We start from the raw sequence: 20,565 nt of genomic DNA, 5'->3' as shown, positions 1-20,565 counted from the left end.
TATAAAACTAAAAAGGCGAAATGTCTTTAACATTTCGCCTTGGGGTATCATGAAAAAAGTTTAAAAAGTATACGTTGCTTTAGCGTAGTAAAAACCACCATTAATACCAAACGGAGATGTTTCGTAGAATTGTCCACCCCAGTTATTGTTTGGCACACCAGCAGTATCTGCAAAATCAAGTTTTTCTGCATCTTGGTCAAATATGTTTTGAGCACCAACTGAGAAGCTAACTGATTCGTTTAAGAAGTACGTAACCTCTGCATCAACTGTTACAGCAGCATCTGCTGTTTTAGCGGTTGCATCGTAGTCAACGTGAACACCTTGGTATTCACCGTAGTAATTTAAGCGAGTAAATGCCGAAATATCTTCCCACTGTTGAGACAGTGTAAAAGTAGCACGGTGATTAGGTAAATCTTCTTCTAAGCGCTTAACTTTAAATGCACCTGTAATTTCACTAAATTGAGTAACTTCAGTGTCATTCCAGTTATATGCAAGGCTAAACGTTGAGCTTCCGCCCATTAGTTCAGCTGTATAGTTTGCAACTAAATCAATGCCTTGTGTTGTTGTATCAAAGTCGTTAGTGAAAAAGCTTACCTGTGCAAGACCCTGTACATTAGGAACTCCTGCAGCAGTAAGGGTATCTTTATCAGCTTGGCTTAAGTTAATTTTATCTGATTGGCTAATACGGTCATCTACTTGAATATTGTAGTAATCAAGTGTTAAAAATAACTCACCGATTGTGTATACAGCACCGAGTGTAAAGCTTTGTGATTCTTCAGGTTCAAGCTCTGTACCACCTAACTGAATTGCAATTGGGTTAGTTGGCGGAAGCAGTGCCGAATCTTGTAGTACGCCGCTGTCTAGGCTTGTTTGTACGTTACTTACATTAGCTTGACCAACTGTAGGAGCACGGAAACCGCTGCTTACAGAGCCACGAATATTTAAATCTTCTGTTAAATGGTATTGCGCCATTACTTTGTAGTTAGTTGTGGTACCAAAGCTATCGTAGTCTTCAAAACGAAGTGCTAAGCCTACTAAAAAGTCTTCAGTAAACGGGGCTTCAATGTCTACATAAGCGGCATAGTTGCGACGAGAAAACTCACCTGCTTGTGATGGTTTAAATCCAGGAAAACCATTTGAGCCAATACCAAAGCCTTGATCAGTTAGTGGGCCCGCAGTGTAAGACTCCTCGTCTCCTGCGGTAATAGTAAAGGTTTCTTCGTGCCACTCTAAGCCACCGGCTACATTTACATCATACGCTAAACCAAAATCAATGCCTTTTGAAAGGTCTAAATTAAAGTTCTTTTCTAATTGGCTGTATTTACCAGGGCTAAAGTCTCTCGGTGTATCAAGACCTAAAGAAGCATTAACAGTATTGTAAATGAAGTAACGAGATTCATTTAAACCAACACTTCCGCTTAAATCATAATAAACATCTTTCATAAAGCCATCGGTGAACATACCCTTAGTACCGATTGTTAAAGAGGTATCAGTTATGTTGCCACCAAAGTTAGGTGTAAAGCCACCCGGTAATACTTCGTTAAATGCAAAACAATCAGGGTTGTTAGCAACACCGCTAATATAGTCTGGGTTGTCTAACACATTGGCATCAATTGCAATAGTAGGGCAGTTAGCACTCATGTCTGGTGTTAAATCTGCTACTAGCAACGTTTCGCCGCCATCGTTTGAGTAAACACCTGAACGGGTTTGCGGATTACGGTAGTAAAAGCCACCACGTACATCACGTTCAGAGTAGTTACCAAACATGTAAAATTCAGAATCGTTTGTTAGCTCTAGGCCGACATTACCAAAAATAGTAATGTCGTCATCTACTTCTGGCGCGCCCCAAACTTGTGCAAGCGAAGATACATCAGGTACACCCGCAGTAATTAAGTCTGCAGCATCTTGACGTTGAACTGAGCGACTTGTTGCATCGGCTGTTTTATATTGAAAACTTAAGTTAGCAAAACCATTGTCGGTAAATGGTAAACCCACGTTACCCGAAACTTGTGTCGTGTCGCCGTCGCCTTCGTAAAATTGGCCGTGGCGAACTTCTAATTTACCGCCTTCAGATGCGTCTTTTAATTGAAAGTTCATTACACCCGCAATCGCATCAGAACCGTATTGTGCAGCAGCACCATCACGAAGTACTTCTACTTGTTTAATAGCAATACTAGGAATAACTGAAATGTCAGAGCCTTGTGCACCATCGTTAATACCACCGCCTAAAAATGCGATTACAGATGCACGGTGACGACGTTTGCCGTTTAAAAGAACCAATGTGCTGTCTGATGGTAAACCACGTAAGTTAGCTGGGCGAACAAGAGAAGCCGCATCGCTAATAGGGTTTTGGTGAACGTTAAACGAAGGAACCGCACCTTTTAATAGCTCAAGCATGTCGGTGTTGCCCGAGCGTTCTAATTCTTCGCCGCCAATAATATCAATAGGAACCGGTGAATCACCAATTGAACGAGGAGCCGAACGCGTGCCTACTACGGCAATTTTTTCTAAGTTTTTATTAACTTTAACTTGTGCTTGCTCATCTGCTGCAATAGCAGAACCTGAAATAAACAACCCTGCAGTGGTTGTAGCTAAAGCAAATTTAATTGCTTGATTTAGCGCTCTATTTTTAAGTTTCATCCTAATTTTCCCCAGTTAGAATAATTTTTATGTTGCGACGTTATATTTACATATCGCTTATTTTAAATTTAGTAAACTTTTCACGTAAGTATTGAAAAAATAATTGTTGCTTCTTCAAAATGCCTAATCAATTAAGCTTACTTTTTGTGAGTTCCTATTTACAGCCTATACATAAAAAACAAGGAGAGCAATCGTTAATTAACTATTTGGTAACAAAAAGGTGTAAGTGAAACAAAAGTGCAACAATGGTGCGTTGGCTTGGCATAATTGAACAAAATAAGTGCAAAATGAATACAGGGAGGTCATTTAATGCAAAAATTAGGTTTTAAATGTTGCTATTTTGTATTTTCATTGAGTGTTTTAGAGGGTAGTTGTGTTGTTTTCCATAACGCTAATTTTTGTTTGTATTCGTCCCATACACAGGGTGAGCAGCTACCTCCGCCACAACATTCATCAGAGTTAGGGCGCTCTGGTTTAGTTATTATAGCGTTTGGTGTTGGTTGCATGTTAAATCGTTTATAAGTACTAAATTGGTGCAAAGAGTAAAGTAACTGCACTAGCAAGTAAATTATTCTTTGTTAACTAAGCTCTGTGTGTGAAAATGCAAGTTATGCAATTATATAAAGTTATTCACCGTGCACCATGGCGGGTCGTTAAAATTAGTAAAAAGCGCCAACAGCTGCGTTTTCGTCGTGCTATGGTGGCGCTTAAAATTGCCCTAGCGCAAGAAAAAAAAGAAACCATAGAAATGCTGTCTATTTATAGACGCTACACGCAAGGGCAAACTAATAAGGCAGAGCTAAAAAGAGCAAACGAGCAGTTTGTTGATATTTTAAAAGGATTAGGACTAGGCGTATTTGCAGTTTTACCCTTTGCTCCGCTTACCATACCCTTAGTTGTTAAATTAGGGCGTTTAGCTGGGGTTGACGTGCTGCCAAGCTCGTTTAGCATGAACAAGTCAATTAAAGACATTGATAAAGAAATAGCGCAAGAAAATCAAAAGCAAACTCACAAAAAACCGCTGCAAAAGTAACCTGAAATCTCTCTAAATTAGCGATACCTTTTAAGTGTGCTTATTGATATGCTCCTAGGTACCATTTTTATATTATACGAGCTATTTAATGAGTGCATTACTTCGTCATACTTCTTCTGGTATTCCTTTATCATTTATTTTAAAAAACGAATTATCCGACTGGCAAACTCAGCAACCTGCATTTATACAAAACTGGTTAAACAACACAGGCTTTGAAAAGCAAGGATTAGCGCTAATTCCGGATGCTACAACAGGTGAGCTAAGCCAAGTATTTTGCTTAATGCAAAGTAGCGATGATTTTTGGGCAGCAGGTAATTTAGCAAATACACTTCCTATCGGTACTTATCAAATTCAAGGCGACAGTGCTTTTGTAGAGCAGGTTGCGCTAGGGTTTGTGCTTGGTGGTTACGAATTTAGTGAATACAAAGAAAAGCCAACAGCAAAAGCGCAATTGGCAATTAACGACAAAGCGCTGTTTGAACGCATTAGCCAACAAGCAGATGCAATTACACTTGCGCGTGATTTAGTTAACACGCCTGCGGTTGATATGATGCCGCAACACTTATCACAAGTGATGGAAGATTTAGCGGCAACTTACAACGGTGAATTTTCGCAGTGGATTGGTGATGAGTTACTAGAGCAAAACTACCCCACTATTCATATGGTAGGTCGTGCAAGTGAAAACAAACCACGTTTACTTGATTTAAAATGGGGCGCAGCAGACGCTCCATTAATTACGCTAGTAGGCAAGGGCGTATGTTTTGACTCAGGCGGACTTGATTTAAAACCAAGCTCTGGTATGCGTAACATGAAAAAAGACATGGGCGGCGCCGCGCATGTTATTGCACTAGCACAACTTATTATGGCAGCTAATTTGCCAATTAGATTACGCGTGCTTGTACCTGCAGTTGAAAACGCCGTATCGCGTAATGCATTTCGCCCAGGTGATGTAATTAAAACACGCAAAGGTATTATGGTCGAAATTGATAATACCGACGCGGAAGGGCGTTTAGTATTATGTGATGCGCTAAGTGAAGCACAAAACGATAATCCTGAACTTATTATTGATTTTGCGACCCTTACGGGTGCATGTCGTGTTGCGCTAGGCACTGAACTTCCGGGCTTTTTCTCAACAGAGCGCGACGTAGCGAACGGTATTATTGATTCAGGTTTAAGTGTACACGATCCTGTTTGGCAACTTCCGTTGTTTGAGCAATACAAAAGCTTATTAAAAAGTGATGTAGCCGATATGGCAAACTGTGCAAGCACACCGTTTGGTGGTGCTATTACTGCGGCGCTTTACTTAAAAGAATTTGTTGAACCAACAACACCATGGGTACATTTTGATGTAATGGCATGGAACTTACGTGCTTTACCTGGTCGCCCAACAGGCGGCGAAGCATTAGGTATTCGTGCAGTGTTTACTTACCTACAAAATCGTTTTAATAAGTAAGTTTTTTAATCAATAGCAAACACTTGAGCTTATGAACTTTAAACCTCGTATAGCTCAAGTGGTAAATTGTCTGGATCGGCAAAAAAGGTAAACTTTTTGCCGGTTATTTCATCTACCCTAATATCCTCAACGTTTACATTACACGACTCTAAATATGCTTTCGCACTCTGTACATTAGCTACTTTAAACGCTAAATGCCTTAAACCTTGGGCTTCGGGATAGCTTGGTCTTGCTGGTGCATCATCAAACGAAAACAACTCAATTTGGCTGCCATCGGGCATAACTAAATCTAATTTATAAGAATTACGTTCTGCTCTAAAGTGCTCATTAATAACGTTAAGTTTAAGTACATTACTATAAAAATGTTTAGAACGTGCATAGTTACTGCAAATAATAGCAGTGTGATGAATACCTAAAAGTTTCAAATTCAATTCCCTAAAAGCAAAAACGCACTTATTAAGTGCGTTTTATTTGTGCTTATAAATTATTAAGCTTAGCTTGGCTCTGCTTCTTTACATGCTTTAACCGCTGGTGCAACAAGCTCTAAACCTGTTTTATCACACGAGGGTAAAGCTGCATCACTTACACTAATAGGCGTTACACGTTCGCCCCATTTTATGTAACTTGCAGCCCACGTAAGACCTGCACCAAATGCAGCAGACATAATGTTTGAATGCGGCTTAATTAACCCTTGTTCAACCGCTTCACATAACGCAATAGCAATTGTTGCCGCAGAGGTATTACCATATTCACCAATGTTAACCATTACTTTTTCGTCAGGTACTTTTAAACGATGTTGAATAGCCTGAATAATACGTAAGTTAGCCTGATGCGGCACAAGTACATTAATGTCATCGAGGCTCAAATCGGCTTGTTTAAGTACATCGTCGCACGCTTCGCTCATGCCTTTTACTGCACGTTTGAAAATTTCACGACCTTCAAACAATAAATCAGAAGGGCCAATTGGCTCATACTTATTTAAATTGCTACCAAAGTTAGTAATGTGCAAAATATCGCGATCTTCACTGTCGCAACCGGTTTTACTTGCAAGTAAACCTGCTGGCGTGTCTGCAGCTTCAAGTACGACTGCACCTGCTCCGTCACCAAATAAAACAGCGCTATCGCGACGTGCCCAGTTTACGTACCAGGTCATGCGTTCGGCAGCAATTACCACTGCTTTTTTGATCATACCCGCTTGAATTTGTGCCGTAGCAGCTTGCAGTGCATATAAAAAGCCCGAACATGCCGCGTTAGTATCCATAGCCGCAGCGCCGGTTGCGCCAATGTTTTTTTGCACCTGTGATGCCGTATTTGCCACTACAGTTGAGGGAGTACAGGTTGCTAATATCACCAAATCGATATCTTTAGGGTCAACACCTGCACACGCAATAGCGTGTTTAGCGGCAACTGTAGCTAATTCGGCGGTACTTACGTGGCTCACTCGACGAGATTTAATGCCGGTACGCGAGGTTATCCACTCGTCGTTAGTATTTACTATTTCGCTAATTTCATCGTTGCTAATGCTTGCTGGTGGAATACATTTACCCCAACCAGTGATATGTGCGTAAGACATAGTATGTCCTCTTAAAGTGGTATGACATGTGTTACTAATGGGGGAGTTATACCAAAAAACAGCTTTCAAGACTAGTTCATAACAGGGTTTGTACCTTAAATATTCAAAATTGACGGATGTTTAAGGTTTATCGGTATAAAAAAGAGCAGACAAAGGTTGAATACAAAGCCTGTTTATTAGCAACAAGTAATGCATTTAAGTAATAAATAACTCTGCCCTTATCAGCCTAATTAAACATTAAACATTAAACATTAAACATAAAACATTAAACATAAAACAAAAAATAGAGCTAACCCTAAGTTAATCTAACAAAATAGGTATACGAATATAAATCGCGAATGATAAATTACAAGCTAAAGGTTAAATAGTAATAAACTCCAATTGATACATGAGTATTAATTTAGAATAACAAGTTTGATACTATAAAAACGCGCGATTATTAAAGTAAAACGCTTTGATATTTTACAATTTAAAGGAATAAACATGACGAACATCGTACGTGAGTATAAGCCCTTGGGGCTAAATAGAATTGTTGATCGTTTTGAAAGTACTTATAATAAAAATATAAAATTCATGAGTGTGCGTAGAGATAATTTAATTTCGTTATTAAGCAATGCAATCACAATCTGCCAGTGGTGGTCGTTTGATTTAACGGATGAAAACAAGCAAAAATCCATAACAGCATTAAAGCTTGCTGCAAAAGCCGGTGAGGCTATTTTTAGGCTGGGTCGAGAGCCTGAAAAAGAGCAGCGAGTCGTGATTGACGAGATATTAGATGCCACCTACAACGGCAAAGGTATGTTGTGGGAAGGTGGTTTTTTGGATGCCGTTAGTTGGCAAGAAGCCTTTTTTTGTGCGGCAATTGTCCGTGACCAAGCAGCGATGGATAGTTTAGTGAAGTTTCCTGTGTCTGTAATGCGTCAGAGCTCTACCACAAACAGTGAAGCCGAGTATGTACTTGTTGAATTAATCCAAGGTATACATCGCCGAGTATCAAATGATGAGGGTTTAGCTTTACTAGGCAAGGCGTTAGAAGAGGTTAAATTAGATACCACAGACCCGTGGGTTAACTATTGCACTGGTGGTAAAACAAATTTTGTATTTGCCTTTATGATGAAAGGAGAGGTTACCCCGAGTACGGCATTAGCAAATGCATTAACTGATAGCTGGGAATATTGTGAGCGTTATCGTGATTTAGAAGGGTATGAGCAACCTCACTATTATATGCCAATTAATTTGCTCGGTTTAGCATGCATGGCAAAAGATTATGGTAACGAATTAAACGTGCAATCAGATTTTATTCCACAGTTTTATATTGATGGCGATTACCTTTAATTTCACCCAAAACGCCCCAAAAACCGACATAATTTAAAGGAATAAGCATGATAAACGTAACACGCGAGCATAAACCTCTAAGCATAAAAAGAAATAGTGACCGATTTGAAAGAATGTATAACAAATCAGTTGAATGTATAAAAGTACGTCGAGATAATTTGATTAGTTTATTGGGGGATGCAATCACAATTTGCCAATGGTGGTCGTATGATTTAACGGATGAAAACAAGCAAAAATCCATAACCGCACTAAAGCTTGCGGCAAAAGCAGGTGAGGCTATTTTTAGACTGGGTCGAGAGCCTGAAAAAGAGCAGCGTATTGTGATTGATGACCTATTAGATGCCACCTACAACGGCGAAAGCTTGTTGTGGGATGGGCGCTTGGATGCAATTCGCTGGCAACAAGCCTTTTTTTGCGCGGCAATTGTCCGTGACCAAGATGCGATGGACAGTTTAGCGAAGTTCCCTGTGTCTGTAATGCGCCAGTGCTCTACCACAAACAGTGAAGCCGAGTATGCATTGGTTGAATTAATCCAGGCAATTCACCGCCGGGTAGAAAACGATGAAGGCGTAGCTGCTTTAATCAAAGCGCTAGACATGTTGAAATTAGAGGGTAAAACAGATCCTTGGGTAAGCTATGGTGTCGGCGGGAAAACAAATTTTGTGCTTGCTTTTATGATGGATGGAGAGGTCACCCCAAGTGCCGCTTTAGTAGATGCATTGAATGATAGCTGGGAGTACCACGAGCGATTCTTAGATAAAGGTTACCAACAAACTGATTTTTATATGCCTATCCCGTTATTGGGTTTAGCATGTATGGCAAAAGATTTAGGTAAAGAAGTAAATGTGCAATCAGACTTTATTCCGCAATTTTATATTGATGGCGATTACCTGTAATTTCACCCAAGACGCCTTACAAACCGACACAATTTAAAGGAATAACCATGATAAACATTACACGAGATTATGAAGCTACAGCGCTTGAATATGATATTGAACGTTTTGAAAGAAGATATAACAGAGTAATTCAAAAATTGCACATCAAAAGAGATAATTTATTACTTGCTTTTGACAGTATAATCAAAATCTGCCAATGGTGGTCGTTTGACTTAACGGATGAAAACAAGCACAAATCAATAAAAGCATTAAAGCTTGCTGCAAAAGCAGGTGAAGCTATTTTTAGGCTAGGGCGAGAGCCTGAAAAAGAGCAGCGTATCGTGATTGACGATATATTAGATGCCACCTACAACGGCGAAAGCTTGTTGTGGGATGGGCGCTTGGATGCTATTCGTTGGCAAAAAGCCTTTTTTTGTGCGGCAATTGTCCGTGACATTGATGCGATGGACAGTTTAGCGAAGTTCCCTGTATCTGTAATGCGTCAGTGCTCTACCACAAACAGTGAAGCCGAGTATGCATTGGTTGAATTAATCCAGGCAATTCACCGCCGAGTAGCAAACGATGAAGGTGTAGCTGCTTTAATCAAAGCGCTAGACATGTTGAAATCAGAGGCTAAAACAGATCCTTGGGTAAACTATGGTGTCGGCGGTAAAACAAATTTTGTTCTTGCCTTTATGATGGATGGAGAGGTCATCCCGAGTACGGCATTTGCAAATGCATTGAATGATAGCTGGGAGTACCACGAGCGGTTCTTAGATAAAGGGTACCAACAACCTAATTTTTATATGCCTATTCCGTTATTAGGTTTAGCGTGTATGGCAAAAGACCTTGGTAAAGAAGTAAACGTGCGATCAGATTTTATCCCGCAGTTTTATATTGATGGCGATTACCTGTAATTTCACCCTAAACGCTCCAGAAACCGACATAATTTAAAGGAATAAACATGATAAACATAACGCGTGACTACGAGTCTGTAGAGCTTGAAGATAATATTGAAAGTTTCGAAGATGATTATAATTACTCGACTAAAGCTTTACCTAATAATAGAGATAATTTAATAAGTTTTTTTGGCAATGCAATTACAATCTGCCAATGGTGGTCGTTTGATTTAACCGAAGAAAACAAGCAAAAATCCATAAAAGCATTAAAGCTTGCGGCAAAAGCAGGTGAAGCTATTTTTAGGCTAGGTCGAGAGCCTGAAAAAGAGCAACGCGTCGTGATTGACGATATATTAGATGCCACCTACAACGGCAAAGGTATGTTGTGGGAGGGTGGGTTTTTATCCGGGGCAGATTGGCAACTCGCCTTTTTTTGCGCAGCGATTGTACGTGACCAAGATGCGATGGATAGTTTAGCGAAGTTCCCTGTATCACTAATGCGCCAGTGCTCTACCACAAACAGTGAAGCCGAGTATGCACTTGTTGAGCTAATTCAAGGTATACACCGCCGGGTATCAAATGATGAGGGTTTAGCTTTACTAGGTAAAGCGTTAGAAGAGGTTAAATTAGAAACCAAAGACCCGTGGGTCAGCTATTGCACCAACGGAAAAACTGACTTTATTCTTACCTTTATAATGAAAGAAAAAGGCAGTCCAAGTACGGCATTAGCAGATGCATTGAATGATAGCTGGGAGTACCACGAGCGATTCTGTGATAAAGGGTACCAACAACCTGATTTTTACATGCCAATTGTTTTATTAGGTTTAGCGTGTATGGCAAAAGACCTTGGTAAAGAACTCAACGTACAATCAGATTTTATCCCGCAGTTTTATATTGATGGCGATTACCTGTAAAACGATAAATGATATTTTGTATTTCGTGCTTAGCATTCAATAATGTGGGACAAATCAAGCTGAGTATTAAATAGTCACCCTAAATAAAGCTAAACGGCTAAAGAAAGCGCTTAAGTAAAGTGGGTAAATTAGCGACTTGAGTGTTTGTAAACAAGTAGATATTATCAATGTAAATGACTTATTGCTTAAAATATCGACGCGTTTAAAAACGTATAGTTTGATATAAAAGCGGGGTAAGTCTGTACACTCACGTCTGTATACTATAGGGAAGGTTATGAGCAGCAAAATAAAAGTGTCGTTATTTAATCATTTGATTGACGCTGAACGCCAGTTACTCGACCCAGAAGTTCGCCAATCTGAGCGAGCATTAGATGCTTTACTCGATGATGAATTTATCGAAATTGCTGCCAACGGCACTACATTTAATAAATACCAAGTACTTACCCGCTTACCTACCGAGGTTGTGCCACAGTTTTATAATCAGCATTTTAAGGGCCGAATGCTAAGCGATGATGTAGTGCAACTTAGTTATCAAGCTGCTTATAGGCGCTCTGCTCGCAGTGAATTTAATTATTCATTGCGTATGTCGCTTTGGCGTAAGCAAGGTGAGCAATGGCAAATGGTGTTTCATCAAGGAACGCCTTGTGCACCGTTTTCAATTTCGATGGATGATGATTAAAAATCACATAACCGTTAAAATAACCTTATTAAACATTTGATTGGGCAATTACCTCTTGTTAATGCAAACCGACCCCACCATTAGTCGACTATTAATGCTGCGAAGCGGCGCAATTGCGGTGCAATTAATCGCGGTGCTTAGCGTTTATTTTTTACTAGAACATCAAATTGCATTACTGCCTTTACTGATTGTTATTGCCGTTGAGGCTGTGTTTCAGCTTATTAGCCTATTTGCTTATCGTAATGTGAGCCAGGCTAAACCTTTGGGTATGTTGATGCAGTTAACCGCTGATGTATTATTTTTAACAGTTTTACTCTCGCTAAGCGGTGGTGCAACCAATGCATTTGTATCACTGTTATTGCTCCCAATAATGATAGCCGCTGTTACGCTACGAGAAAAAGGATTAGCTTATATTGCGGTATTAGCCATTGGCGCATACAGTTTTTTACTGATAAAGATGCCCGATCACAGTATGCATCAAATGAATATGAGTGGTCACTTTATTGGTATGTGGGTTAATTTTGTTTTAAGTGCTAGCGTAATCGCATTAGTGATTGGCGCAATGAGCAGGGCACTTAAAGAGCGAGAGCGTATTATTGCAAACGTGCGTGAAAAACAATTGCGTAATGAACAGCTTGTTACCCTTGATGGGGCTGCTGCACAAATAACCCATCAACTAGCGACCCCAATTGCAAATTTACAGTTACTGTTTGAAGAGTTATTAGAGGATCAACCAAATAATCCTATTGTTAAGCACATGCAAGCACCGCTTACTCAGTGCAGTACACAACTTAACGACTTTAGAAAACTCTCGGAGCAGTTACGCCTTAAAAATTCACAAGAACATGTGACGGTAAAGCAACTGCAAACACAAATTACAGACGCACTTTTACTGCAATACCCTGATCAGCAAATTAAATGGATTACGGCACCAATTGCGGCAACGCTATTGAGTGATGCCATGTTATTGCCCGCTATTTTAAATTTACTGCAAAATGCCGCGCTTGCTAATCAAAAACAAGGTCAAACCCAGTTAGAGCTGAGTTGGCAGCAAGATAACTTACATAGTGAATGCGTTTACTTGCTAATTCGTGATTTTGGCTGTGGCTTTTCGTCATCGCAATTAGCAGAGCTGGGTGGGCAACTTATGCCAAGCGATCAAGGAATGGGGCTTGCTGTGCTTTTATCAAACGTTACTTTTGAGCGTTTAAATGGCTCACTTACCTTGTTTAACCATACCGATGGCGGCGCTGTCGCCAAAGTTAAGCTCGCGATTGCAAACACTGAGAATAACGCCTCATGAAGTTACTTATTATTGAAGACGACATTAATTTAGCTAATACACTTGCAAGGCGCTTAACTAAGCAGGGCTTTACTTGCGAAGTGGCGCATAACCAAAGTGATGCCTTACTTGCTGCACGTAAACTGCTACCTAACTTTATATTACTAGACATGAAACTCGGTGACGATAATGGGCTGGCACTCATAAACCCATTGCGTAGTTTACTTGCACAAGCACATATTGTTTTACTAACTGGGTTTGCCAGTATTGCAACCGCAGTAGAGGCAATGCGTTTAGGTGCAAACGACTACCTTACCAAGCCAGTTGATATGGCAACATTATTAAAAGCGCTTAATACAGAGCCTGTGGCACCTACATCCAGTGCTATTGATGATGCGGTTATGTCGCCAGAGCGCTTAGAGTGGGAGCATATTCAACAAGTATTACACAGTAATAATGGTAATGTGTCGGTTACCGCGCGGCAACTTAATATGCATAGACGTACTTTGCAGCGCAAGTTACAAAAAAAGCCGGTGCAGCAGTAATTTAGTACTTAATTTAAGGAAGGTGTTATGAGTGATGATGCAGCTAAATTAATGCTTAATCAAAAAGTTATATTATTCGACGCCCAATGTAAGCTTTGCAGCGCGTGGTGTAATTTTATTATTACTCACGATACACAGACTCTTTTTAAATTATGCAGTGTGCAATCCCCAAAAGGGGAGCTGTTGCTAACACACTTTGGTTTTTCGACGAATGAATATGCCTCAATGGTTTACCTAGAAAACGGCAAAGCGTATACACAAAGTCATGCTTTTTTTAATGTTGTTAAGCAGCTAGGTTACCCATATAAACTAGCAAACGTATTTAGTGTTTTGCCAAATAGACTTAATAATTGGTTATACGATAGGGTTGCTTTAAATAGGTATTCGTTATTTGGTAAATATCAGTATTGTAGAATTCCCAATCCAGATGATGCCAAACATTACTTATAAATTAGTCGTTAATACACTGCAGTATAAGTAGATGCTAGGTTTATGGGGTTGTGTTAAAATCGCCGCGTTTAATTTTAGCTAACGGTATAAAAGGTTTTTTTCATGGCAAACACAGCACATGCACTTCACATTTTGGTTAAGCACAAAGAAATTGCAGAAGACATTATTAAGCAATTAGGTAAAGGTGCAAAGTTTCAAACCTTAGCTAAAAAGTATTCGTCATGCCCATCGGGCAAAAAAGGCGGCGACTTAGGCGAATTTGGACGCGGGCAAATGGTCCCACAGTTTGACAAAATTGCATTTAAAGGGGCAATTTTAGAGCCACACCTAGTTAAAACAAAATTTGGCTGGCATGTAATTAAAGTACTTTATCGTACTTAGTTTACTTGAGCAGTTTGGTGAATTGGCGCTATATTGGGTAGCGTCCATTACATCACCTATTCGAAATTTTATACTTTGAGCAATTAAGAATAATTCGAGTGGGTGCCATCCTAATTTTTCAATAAATTCAATGCCGTAAATATACTTATGGAAAGTTAATAAAGGAATAAGGACTTTGAGTGGAAAAGTTAAAGAATTTTTCTATAGAAAAAAATTTGCATTAATCACATTCGTTGCACTAGTTGTAGCCTTTATTGGTGTTTATGAAATTGTTGTTCACTCTAAGAGTCATTTTGATTTTTTCCCTGCGATAGGTAGTTGGGTTGGTGGAGTCGCCACGGTCTATGCTGTGTACATAGCGATAGTTGAATATTGGAAAAATAAAAAATTAGAAGGCATCAACGAGCGAATTAAAATAAACCGTCTAATTACTGATTCCTTTGCTCCAAAATTAGGATTTTCAGAGTTGGCCTTTATACAAGCAAAAAGAAGCTATGAAAGCATAGTTAATAAATCAGAAGATTTAGAAAAAAAATATAAAGATGATCTTTTAGTGGCTACAAAATCGTTAGAAGATCTTGATATAGAGATAGATAAACTCATAATTTTAGAAGAAAATATAAAAATTTCTTCTAGAAATCGATATGATGATTTAAAACCTTTTTTAGATAAAATTTTCGATTTGAGAGGGGATCTTACAGAATTGAGTTATTACGTAGATGAAAAATTATTTCATAAAAAAAACAATAATTGGTCATCTGAACTCCGGAAAGTAACAGATACGTTAAGTAAACACAGGAGTATTATTGGTATTAAAGGCATAGAAAATAATCATGAATATAAGGAATATGTGGCTAAGGTGGAAAATACAATTTTCAAACCGTTTAAAGAACAAATAGAACGTTAACATGAAAAAAGTAACACTGACCCCGGTCCTAATTTTATTAGCAAAATGTGTATTACCTAGAGACCCAATCTAAATCAAAAAAGTTACTATGAAAATTCAGACCGAGAACGGGAAGCAATTATCAGTAACTGCAAAAAGCTGCTCGCATAAAGTTTAAATTAATTAGTAAAAAATTAAAACTGCATCATACAGTCATTCCTATACGTGTAATTTAGGTTTAGTAGTAATAGCGGCTTATTTGACGAGTGATACCTGAGTAACAACATGAAAAAAGATGAACGCTTAGCCAAAAAAATAAATTCAATAGCACAGCTTTGTTTGTTCAATTATGATGGACGTTTAGTTTAATTCACAGAGCCTAAATATGCTGTCAGATCTGCTTTAATTTTTTGTTTTGATAATAAACTTTATAAAATAGTAGATAAAGGTCAAGGTCGACATATTACAGATAGCATAACTAGCGTTATAAATGAAAATACAAAAAGTTATAACAAGCGCCACGAGAACTTATCTGAACTTCTAGTTAAAAAGGAATTTAAAGATGTCTTTTATTAAAATAATAATATCATTTTTTTTTATTGTATTACCAACGCTGTCACCTGCCAGTGAATTCTCACTCACTGAGATTAACGAACAAGAGTATGTTTTATCTTCCCCGAATGATGACTCTGCCAAAGTGATTGCAGATCGCCAAGCATCCAGAGATTTAGAACTTCTTGCTGTTTTGCATGTAAAATGCCTTGACAGCAACTACAGAGTACCTGTTCTACGAGGTTTTTTTGAGTCAAAAATAAGTAGTGCAGAATACCTAGAGTTTTTTATTTATGAGTTTATCAATAACCAATACCTACCAATTAAATCAATAACTTCATTAAAAGTCACATCTGATGAGATTTCAAAAGAGCACAATTTAAATTCATCATCTCAAAGTATTCCTTACGATTTCTGTGAGTATATAGACACAAAATCAGAATTTGAGAATAGTATTATTTTTTTCACTAAAGAGAACAATAAATAATCTCACTTTAATTAGCACTTTATAAGTATTAAATCCCTAGTTTAGTAAAGCGAAAATAAAAGACTAGGGTCTTATAAAGCACTAAAACCTTAACAGTGATAGAGGCTTAATTAAAGAGTGATGCCCGAGTAACAACATAAAAAGAGATGAACGCTTAGCCAAACAAGCAAATTTAGTCGCATAGCTTATCTATTATTTTCTCTTATTTAAAATTCGATGCACAACGCTGCTTCTAATTAATAAAAATTTGTGACGTTTATTATTCGCCAGTCCAATCAGGCTGATTTTCCATCCCCTCGAAGTAATCTGATGCTTTTACAAAAATGATACCGGTATAGTTCTGCTCACGAATATAATCCACCACGCGTTGATGGCAATATAAATGTGGCATATTAACATTGGCCATTTTAAAAATAAGTCGTTGTTCTTCAGGGATAGCGCGTAAAACTGAATCATCAAAAATAGTGTTATCAACAATTAATCGGTCACCTTCATCCCACAGATCTGGATCATAATCTATTTCACTTTTTTGTTTATCGATACAATCGATACCTTCAAAAAAATTAACCAGCCATAAATTTTCATGCCATTTTTCATCGTCATCAATATAAATAGTCGGAAAAAGTTGTAGTCCGTAAATATCAAATTGACGAAGAAATACCATAAACGCCTTAGGGATGATCATAGCGCCAAAATCAAGAAAGATATCAGGCAGCACTGTTTTAATGCCTAGTTTTAAGTTTTCTTCTTTGTAATTGTTAAGATAAACCATGGGGCCATCAGCAAGGTTAAATTTTCTGTAATGATAATAACGTCGGCTTGATTTTTCATCGGTATTAATGAATAACTTATCTTTAGTATTAGCCCTGAAGGGGATGTAATATTCTTGTTGTAATTCGCTCATAGTCTAGCCTTTATAAATAATTTTGTATTGATTTTTATTCGCCAGTCCAACCAGGCTGATTTTCCATTCCTCTTTTGTAATCAGATGCTTTTACAAAAATGATACCGGTATAGTTCTGCTCACGAATATAATCCACCACTCGCTGGTGGCAATATAAATATACCATATCAACATTGTCCATCGTAAAAATGAGTCGTTGATCTTCAGGGATAGCACGTAAAATCGAATCATCAAAAACAGTTTTTTTAACAACTAATGGATCACCTTCCTCCCACAGTTTTGGGTTATAGTTAATTTTACTTTTTTCTTTATCAATACAATTTATACCTTCAAAAAAATTAACCAGCCATAAATTCTCATGCCATTGGTCGTCATCGTCAATATAAACAGTCGGAAAAAGTTGTAGTCCGTAAATATCAAAGTTTCGAAGAAATACCATAAACTCTTTAGGTATGATCATTGCTCCAAAGTCATGAAAGATATCAGGCAGCGGCGTTTTACTTCCTAGTTTTAAGTTTTCTTCTTTGTATTTATTAAGATAAACCATTGGCCCATCAGCAAGGTTAAACTTTGTATGGAAATAATAGCGCCGTTTTGATTTCTCATCCCTTCCAATAAATAACTTATCTTTAGTATTAGCCCTGAAAGGGATGTAATATTCTTGTTGTAGTTCACTCATGCTTTTTCCTTCTATTTATATCATTACTATTTACATCACGGAAAACGAGGGCGTGTTGATCTTTGTGGATTGAAATTTGTTCAATCTAGGGACGATTTAATCGCGGCGCGAGGTTTGTAACCTAGTGGGCTAAGTAAAAACCGAGCAACAAAGAGTCAATCGTCCCTAGGAAGAACCCAAAGGGCAGCGCATGTTTGGTCTTTATGCTGCGTTATCGCCTATGTATGGGGAACAACCACACTTCATAGGCTCTGCCTTGCCTAAAAACCAAACATACTGCTGCAAATTCAACCACTAAAGGTCAACACGCCCTAGTCACACCATTTTATATCGACTTTAAATTTAATAAGTTGTAACGCCATCAAAGCCTTCATGGTTCTGCATGCCTTCTTCAAAGTCAGCGACTTTAATAAACTGAACGCCTGTGTATTTCATTTTCCGGATGAAATCAACAACACGTTGATGACAGTAGAGATGAGGTAAACTTACTTTATTTATTTTTAGTATTAACCGATTTTCTTCTGGTATTGCATTTAAAGCCGCTTCACAAAGAGATGGCTGCTTAACTTTATGATCATCGCCTTCTTCCCATGTTTTAGGGTTGTTTTTTATTCGACTTTTTTCAAAGTCCAAACAGTCTATTCTTTCATAACAGTGAATAACCGATAAACTTTCATGCCAGTTGTCATCGTCATCAATATAGACTGCAGGAAAAACCTGGATACCAGGAAGATCAAATACACGTAGAAATTTCATCATTTCATTAGGTATCACCATTTGACCCGCTACTATCATAATGTCTGGAATAGGTAATTTAACGCCTTCTTTTTTATCTTCTACCTTGTAAGAATTCATGTAAAACATAGGACCTTCAGAAAGGTTAAGCTTTCTATGTCCACGTCGCATTACCGTTTTTTTATCCATGCCAACAAATAATTTACTATCATCCATTGCCGCAAAAGGAAGATAATATTCTTGATCGTATTTACTCATTTAGCTGCCTTGGTTTGTGTGTTGTTATTGATAAAATATTGCAATATGGATTTAATATGTTGGTATGACAAAACCATCAGGGCAGTTTTCCATTCAACAAATTAACGTGACACCCATCTAATTGGGATAAATTAACGTGACACCCATCTTAATTGGGATAGCTTTGCTTGTTCAATTAAGGTATCTGTCTTGCTTTATTTTACTATATAAATTACTTGTTTATGTTCGTCGAAACTCAAATAAGTTACTGTGTCGGATGGGGTTCTGCTTATCCGACCTATGTTTTCAAATATATTTGAAGGGTGGTGGTTACCTTCTCTGCTAAGCTAGTTGTCTAATATTGAATATTCGTTGGGTTTCGCTACGCTCTACCCAACCTACGTGTTTAACTTAAATATTACGTAGGCGAGAATAGCGTTGCCTGAGCGTTCTGCCTATTAGCCGAAATAACGCCGATATCTATCCTAATTTTATACGGTTAAGCGCATCTTACGAGAATTCTAGAGGCTGTGTTAGAGATAAATCGCTTGTGATGTTACGAATAACCACACGCATTTAGTGCTGTATGTTGACGATAAAATATCTAATAAGTTTATAGTAAGATAATTCTTGTTCGCTTACTTATACGTAGTAAAAAAGGCTGCACATTGCAGCCTTTTTTAAGTGTTGAATAACAATTTTACTCGTTAAGCCTCTTGCTTGGCTTCTTCTTCACTAATTTGTTTAAGTGCTTGAATGAATGAGTCGCTTGGTTGTCCGCCAGTGAGCGCATATTTATCGTTTATGATAAACGTAGGTACTGACGTAATACCCATTTGTTTAAAGTTGTCTTGCTCTTGGCGTACGTCTTGTACGTATTTGTCTGAATGCAGGATACCGCGCGCAGTTTCTTTATCAAGACCCACTTTTTCAACAACGTCGAGTAGTGCTTCTTCTTGATTTAAGTATTTTAAATCAGTGAAGTGCGCTTCAAAAAAAGCAAGTTTAAGCTGCGTTTGCTTACCTTCTTCACGTGCCCACATTAATAAACGATGCAAATCAAAGCTGTTGATCATGATACGTTTGCCATCAAAATTAAAGGTAAACCCTGCACGTTGACCTGCTTCGAACATGTTTTTACGATTTTCGTCGCCTTGTTCTTCACTTAGGTTGTACTTTTGCATTAAGTGTTCGTTTAAGTCTTGACCTTCAATTGGCATATCTGGGTTTAGTTCAAAAGGATGCCACGTAATATCTGCGCTCATCTCGTCTTTAAGTTGGTCTAGTGCAGTTTCTAGGTTTTTATAACCCACTACACACCAAGGGCACATTACATCTGAAACGATATCAATTTTAAAGTTTTTCATATTTATCCTTTTGAGGATTGCTTATAACTAAGTATAAAAAAGGATATTGGGATTAATTTAGCTTTATCAATCCTAAATACCAACGTGCAGTAACACTTTATCATTTTGAGTGGCCAAACCAGACGCTAGCTGCGTTAAAAATCTCTCATTTGGAACAACTAAATAACGAAATTTTTGCCTTACTATCGACAAGGTTTTCCTTCCTCAAAATAGATCACTTAGTTAAGCACGTTGGTATAAACTAAAAAGAGCAGCTATACAGCTTAATGCCAGTCAGTTAACAGCTGACTGGCGTTTTTTATTGGGGTATTTACTGGGTTTTGGTTTCACACACCTCGGATACGCCCGCTCCCGTTTTATCGGCAATATGTGATGTTCAACTTGAGCTTGTAATTGCTCTATTGATTTAGGTATCCGTCCTGCATTTTCTATAAACATTGTATGAATAAGGTTAATAATACTAATAGCACACGTCGTAAAACTCAGGTGTTTTGCATATATTCCAGACTTTTTCTGCGCCATTTTCACCATCTGGTATCGGAGCAAGTTATAGCTCAACATTACGCCCCATAATTCTTGCGCTATCATCTCAGGTTTCTTGCTGCGTAGCGTGAAGTGACTATTTAGTAAGGTTTGTTTCATTTCTCGATAACCAAGTT

The 20,565-nt window shown here is 38.1% G+C and carries 21 protein-coding genes and 1 pseudogene; 13 read left to right on the top strand and 9 right to left on the bottom strand.

The genetic code is table 11. The features are described 5' to 3' along the window. Window positions 1-60: 60 nt before the first annotated feature. Together L647_RS0106120 and L647_RS1000000125200 are read right to left on the bottom strand one after the other, a co-directional pair. Complete coding sequence (locus tag L647_RS0106120) at window positions 61-2,640, bottom strand: TonB-dependent receptor (RefSeq protein WP_024610378.1); 2,580 nt, start codon at window positions 2,638-2,640, stop codon at window positions 61-63. Window positions 2,641-2,975: 335 nt separating this feature from the next. Next, window positions 2,976-3,146, bottom strand: a complete 171-nt coding sequence (locus L647_RS1000000125200; RefSeq protein ID WP_076917042.1) for an oxidoreductase-like domain-containing protein — start codon at window positions 3,144-3,146, stop codon at window positions 2,976-2,978. A gap of 104 nt (window positions 3,147-3,250) precedes the next feature. On the opposite strand from L647_RS1000000125200, the gene L647_RS0106110 reads away from it, so the two are divergent. Together L647_RS0106110 and L647_RS0106105 are read left to right on the top strand one after the other, a co-directional pair. Next, window positions 3,251-3,673: a hypothetical protein gene (locus tag L647_RS0106110; protein ID WP_024610376.1), complete on the top strand. Its 423-nt coding sequence runs from the start codon at window positions 3,251-3,253 to the stop codon at window positions 3,671-3,673. An 88-nt stretch (window positions 3,674-3,761) separates the two neighbouring features. Beyond that, window positions 3,762-5,126 (top strand): leucyl aminopeptidase family protein, encoded by a 1,365-nt coding sequence (locus L647_RS0106105; RefSeq protein ID WP_024610375.1) that lies wholly within the window; start codon window positions 3,762-3,764, stop codon window positions 5,124-5,126. A gap of 38 nt (window positions 5,127-5,164) precedes the next feature. Here the strand turns inward: L647_RS0106105 and L647_RS0106100 are convergent, their stop codons facing one another. Next, window positions 5,165-5,551, bottom strand: a complete 387-nt coding sequence (locus tag L647_RS0106100) for a VOC family protein (protein WP_024610374.1) — start codon at window positions 5,549-5,551, stop codon at window positions 5,165-5,167. Between the two features lie 68 nt (window positions 5,552-5,619). After that, complete coding sequence (locus L647_RS0106095) at window positions 5,620-6,699, bottom strand: ketoacyl-ACP synthase III (protein ID WP_024610373.1); 1,080 nt, start codon at window positions 6,697-6,699, stop codon at window positions 5,620-5,622. A gap of 483 nt (window positions 6,700-7,182) precedes the next feature. On the opposite strand from L647_RS0106095, the gene L647_RS0106090 reads away from it, so the two are divergent. The 11 genes from L647_RS0106090 (at window position 7,183) to L647_RS0106040 (ending at window position 15,984) form a co-directional block, all read left to right on the top strand. Further along, the gene (locus tag L647_RS0106090; protein WP_024610372.1) at window positions 7,183-8,034 is read left to right on the top strand and encodes an immunity 49 family protein; all 852 of its coding nucleotides are present in this window, start codon (window positions 7,183-7,185) and stop codon (window positions 8,032-8,034) included. 47 nt (window positions 8,035-8,081) lie between these two features. After that, window positions 8,082-8,930 (top strand): immunity 49 family protein, encoded by an 849-nt coding sequence (locus tag L647_RS0106085; protein WP_024610371.1) that lies wholly within the window; start codon window positions 8,082-8,084, stop codon window positions 8,928-8,930. A gap of 47 nt (window positions 8,931-8,977) precedes the next feature. Further along, a complete protein-coding gene (locus tag L647_RS1000000124935; protein ID WP_024610370.1) occupies window positions 8,978-9,826 on the top strand; it encodes an immunity 49 family protein in 849 nt (282 codons plus the stop codon). A gap of 47 nt (window positions 9,827-9,873) precedes the next feature. Next, complete coding sequence (locus tag L647_RS0106075) at window positions 9,874-10,722, top strand: immunity 49 family protein (RefSeq protein ID WP_024610369.1); 849 nt, start codon at window positions 9,874-9,876, stop codon at window positions 10,720-10,722. A gap of 274 nt (window positions 10,723-10,996) precedes the next feature. Continuing rightward, complete coding sequence (locus L647_RS0106070) at window positions 10,997-11,401, top strand: DUF4440 domain-containing protein (RefSeq protein ID WP_008171412.1); 405 nt, start codon at window positions 10,997-10,999, stop codon at window positions 11,399-11,401. A 61-nt stretch (window positions 11,402-11,462) separates the two neighbouring features. Then, entirely contained in the window at window positions 11,463-12,704 is a 1,242-nt protein-coding gene (locus L647_RS0106065; RefSeq protein WP_029880396.1) for a histidine kinase, read from the top strand. Then, complete coding sequence (locus L647_RS0106060) at window positions 12,701-13,228, top strand: response regulator (protein ID WP_024610367.1); 528 nt, start codon at window positions 12,701-12,703, stop codon at window positions 13,226-13,228. The genes L647_RS0106065 and L647_RS0106060 overlap by 4 nt, the downstream gene beginning before the upstream one ends. Before the next feature lie 27 nt (window positions 13,229-13,255). Continuing rightward, on the top strand, window positions 13,256-13,678 hold the full coding sequence (locus L647_RS0106055) for a DCC1-like thiol-disulfide oxidoreductase family protein (RefSeq protein ID WP_024610366.1): 423 nt from the start codon (window positions 13,256-13,258) through the stop codon (window positions 13,676-13,678). A gap of 102 nt (window positions 13,679-13,780) precedes the next feature. Further along, the gene (locus tag L647_RS0106050; protein ID WP_008171402.1) at window positions 13,781-14,059 is read left to right on the top strand and encodes a peptidylprolyl isomerase; all 279 of its coding nucleotides are present in this window, start codon (window positions 13,781-13,783) and stop codon (window positions 14,057-14,059) included. Window positions 14,060-14,234: 175 nt separating this feature from the next. Continuing rightward, window positions 14,235-14,966: a hypothetical protein gene (locus L647_RS0106045; protein WP_024610365.1), complete on the top strand. Its 732-nt coding sequence runs from the start codon at window positions 14,235-14,237 to the stop codon at window positions 14,964-14,966. Window positions 14,967-15,507: 541 nt separating this feature from the next. Then, a complete protein-coding gene (locus L647_RS0106040) occupies window positions 15,508-15,984 on the top strand; it encodes a hypothetical protein (RefSeq protein ID WP_024610364.1) in 477 nt (158 codons plus the stop codon). 259 nt (window positions 15,985-16,243) lie between these two features. On the opposite strand, the gene L647_RS0106035 is transcribed toward L647_RS0106040, so the two are convergent. The 5 genes and pseudogenes from L647_RS0106035 to L647_RS0106010 form a co-directional block, all read right to left on the bottom strand. Next, the gene (locus tag L647_RS0106035; protein ID WP_024610363.1) at window positions 16,244-16,888 is read right to left on the bottom strand and encodes a DUF1629 domain-containing protein; all 645 of its coding nucleotides are present in this window, start codon (window positions 16,886-16,888) and stop codon (window positions 16,244-16,246) included. A 34-nt stretch (window positions 16,889-16,922) separates the two neighbouring features. Then, a complete protein-coding gene (locus L647_RS0106030; protein ID WP_024610362.1) occupies window positions 16,923-17,567 on the bottom strand; it encodes a DUF1629 domain-containing protein in 645 nt (214 codons plus the stop codon). Between the two features lie 342 nt (window positions 17,568-17,909). Continuing rightward, window positions 17,910-18,560 carry a hypothetical protein gene (locus L647_RS0106025; RefSeq protein ID WP_024610361.1) on the bottom strand — a complete coding sequence of 217 codons (651 nt, stop codon included), beginning with the start codon at window positions 18,558-18,560 and terminating at the stop codon, window positions 17,910-17,912. Between the two features lie 686 nt (window positions 18,561-19,246). After that, window positions 19,247-19,906, bottom strand: a complete 660-nt coding sequence (locus L647_RS0106020; RefSeq protein ID WP_024610360.1) for a DsbA family oxidoreductase — start codon at window positions 19,904-19,906, stop codon at window positions 19,247-19,249. 273 nt (window positions 19,907-20,179) lie between these two features. Further along, a pseudogene (locus L647_RS0106010) lies at window positions 20,180-20,565 on the bottom strand (IS4 family transposase); the annotation flags it as partial.

The organism is Pseudoalteromonas sp. TB64 (assembly GCF_000498095.1).
GTDB lineage: Bacteria > Pseudomonadota > Gammaproteobacteria > Enterobacterales > Alteromonadaceae > Pseudoalteromonas.
The sequence above is the reverse complement of the archived record's forward strand: the minus strand, read 5'-3'. Positions and strand labels throughout refer to the sequence as shown.

Excerpts from the sequence above, each read along its gene's own strand:
- L647_RS0106120 (WP_024610378.1), bottom strand. The coding sequence starts at position 2,640 with ATGAAACTTAAAAATAGAGCGCTAAATCAAGCAATTAAATTTGCTTTA.
- L647_RS1000000125200 (WP_076917042.1), bottom strand. The coding sequence starts at position 3,146 with ATGCAACCAACACCAAACGCTATAATAACTAAACCAGAGCGCCCTAAC.
- L647_RS0106110 (WP_024610376.1), top strand. The coding sequence starts at position 3,251 with ATGCAATTATATAAAGTTATTCACCGTGCACCATGGCGGGTCGTTAAA.
- L647_RS0106105 (WP_024610375.1), top strand. The coding sequence starts at position 3,762 with ATGAGTGCATTACTTCGTCATACTTCTTCTGGTATTCCTTTATCATTT.
- L647_RS0106095 (WP_024610373.1), bottom strand. The coding sequence starts at position 6,699 with ATGTCTTACGCACATATCACTGGTTGGGGTAAATGTATTCCACCAGCA.
- L647_RS0106090 (WP_024610372.1), top strand. The coding sequence starts at position 7,183 with ATGACGAACATCGTACGTGAGTATAAGCCCTTGGGGCTAAATAGAATT.
- L647_RS0106085 (WP_024610371.1), top strand. The coding sequence starts at position 8,082 with ATGATAAACGTAACACGCGAGCATAAACCTCTAAGCATAAAAAGAAAT.
- L647_RS1000000124935 (WP_024610370.1), top strand. The coding sequence starts at position 8,978 with ATGATAAACATTACACGAGATTATGAAGCTACAGCGCTTGAATATGAT.
- L647_RS0106075 (WP_024610369.1), top strand. The coding sequence starts at position 9,874 with ATGATAAACATAACGCGTGACTACGAGTCTGTAGAGCTTGAAGATAAT.
- L647_RS0106070 (WP_008171412.1), top strand. The coding sequence starts at position 10,997 with ATGAGCAGCAAAATAAAAGTGTCGTTATTTAATCATTTGATTGACGCT.
- L647_RS0106065 (WP_029880396.1), top strand. The coding sequence starts at position 11,463 with ATGCAAACCGACCCCACCATTAGTCGACTATTAATGCTGCGAAGCGGC.
- L647_RS0106060 (WP_024610367.1), top strand. The coding sequence starts at position 12,701 with ATGAAGTTACTTATTATTGAAGACGACATTAATTTAGCTAATACACTT.
- L647_RS0106055 (WP_024610366.1), top strand. The coding sequence starts at position 13,256 with ATGAGTGATGATGCAGCTAAATTAATGCTTAATCAAAAAGTTATATTA.
- L647_RS0106050 (WP_008171402.1), top strand. The coding sequence starts at position 13,781 with ATGGCAAACACAGCACATGCACTTCACATTTTGGTTAAGCACAAAGAA.
- L647_RS0106040 (WP_024610364.1), top strand. The coding sequence starts at position 15,508 with ATGTCTTTTATTAAAATAATAATATCATTTTTTTTTATTGTATTACCA.
- L647_RS0106035 (WP_024610363.1), bottom strand. The coding sequence starts at position 16,888 with ATGAGCGAATTACAACAAGAATATTACATCCCCTTCAGGGCTAATACT.
- L647_RS0106030 (WP_024610362.1), bottom strand. The coding sequence starts at position 17,567 with ATGAGTGAACTACAACAAGAATATTACATCCCTTTCAGGGCTAATACT.
- L647_RS0106025 (WP_024610361.1), bottom strand. The coding sequence starts at position 18,560 with ATGAGTAAATACGATCAAGAATATTATCTTCCTTTTGCGGCAATGGAT.
- L647_RS0106020 (WP_024610360.1), bottom strand. The coding sequence starts at position 19,906 with ATGAAAAACTTTAAAATTGATATCGTTTCAGATGTAATGTGCCCTTGG.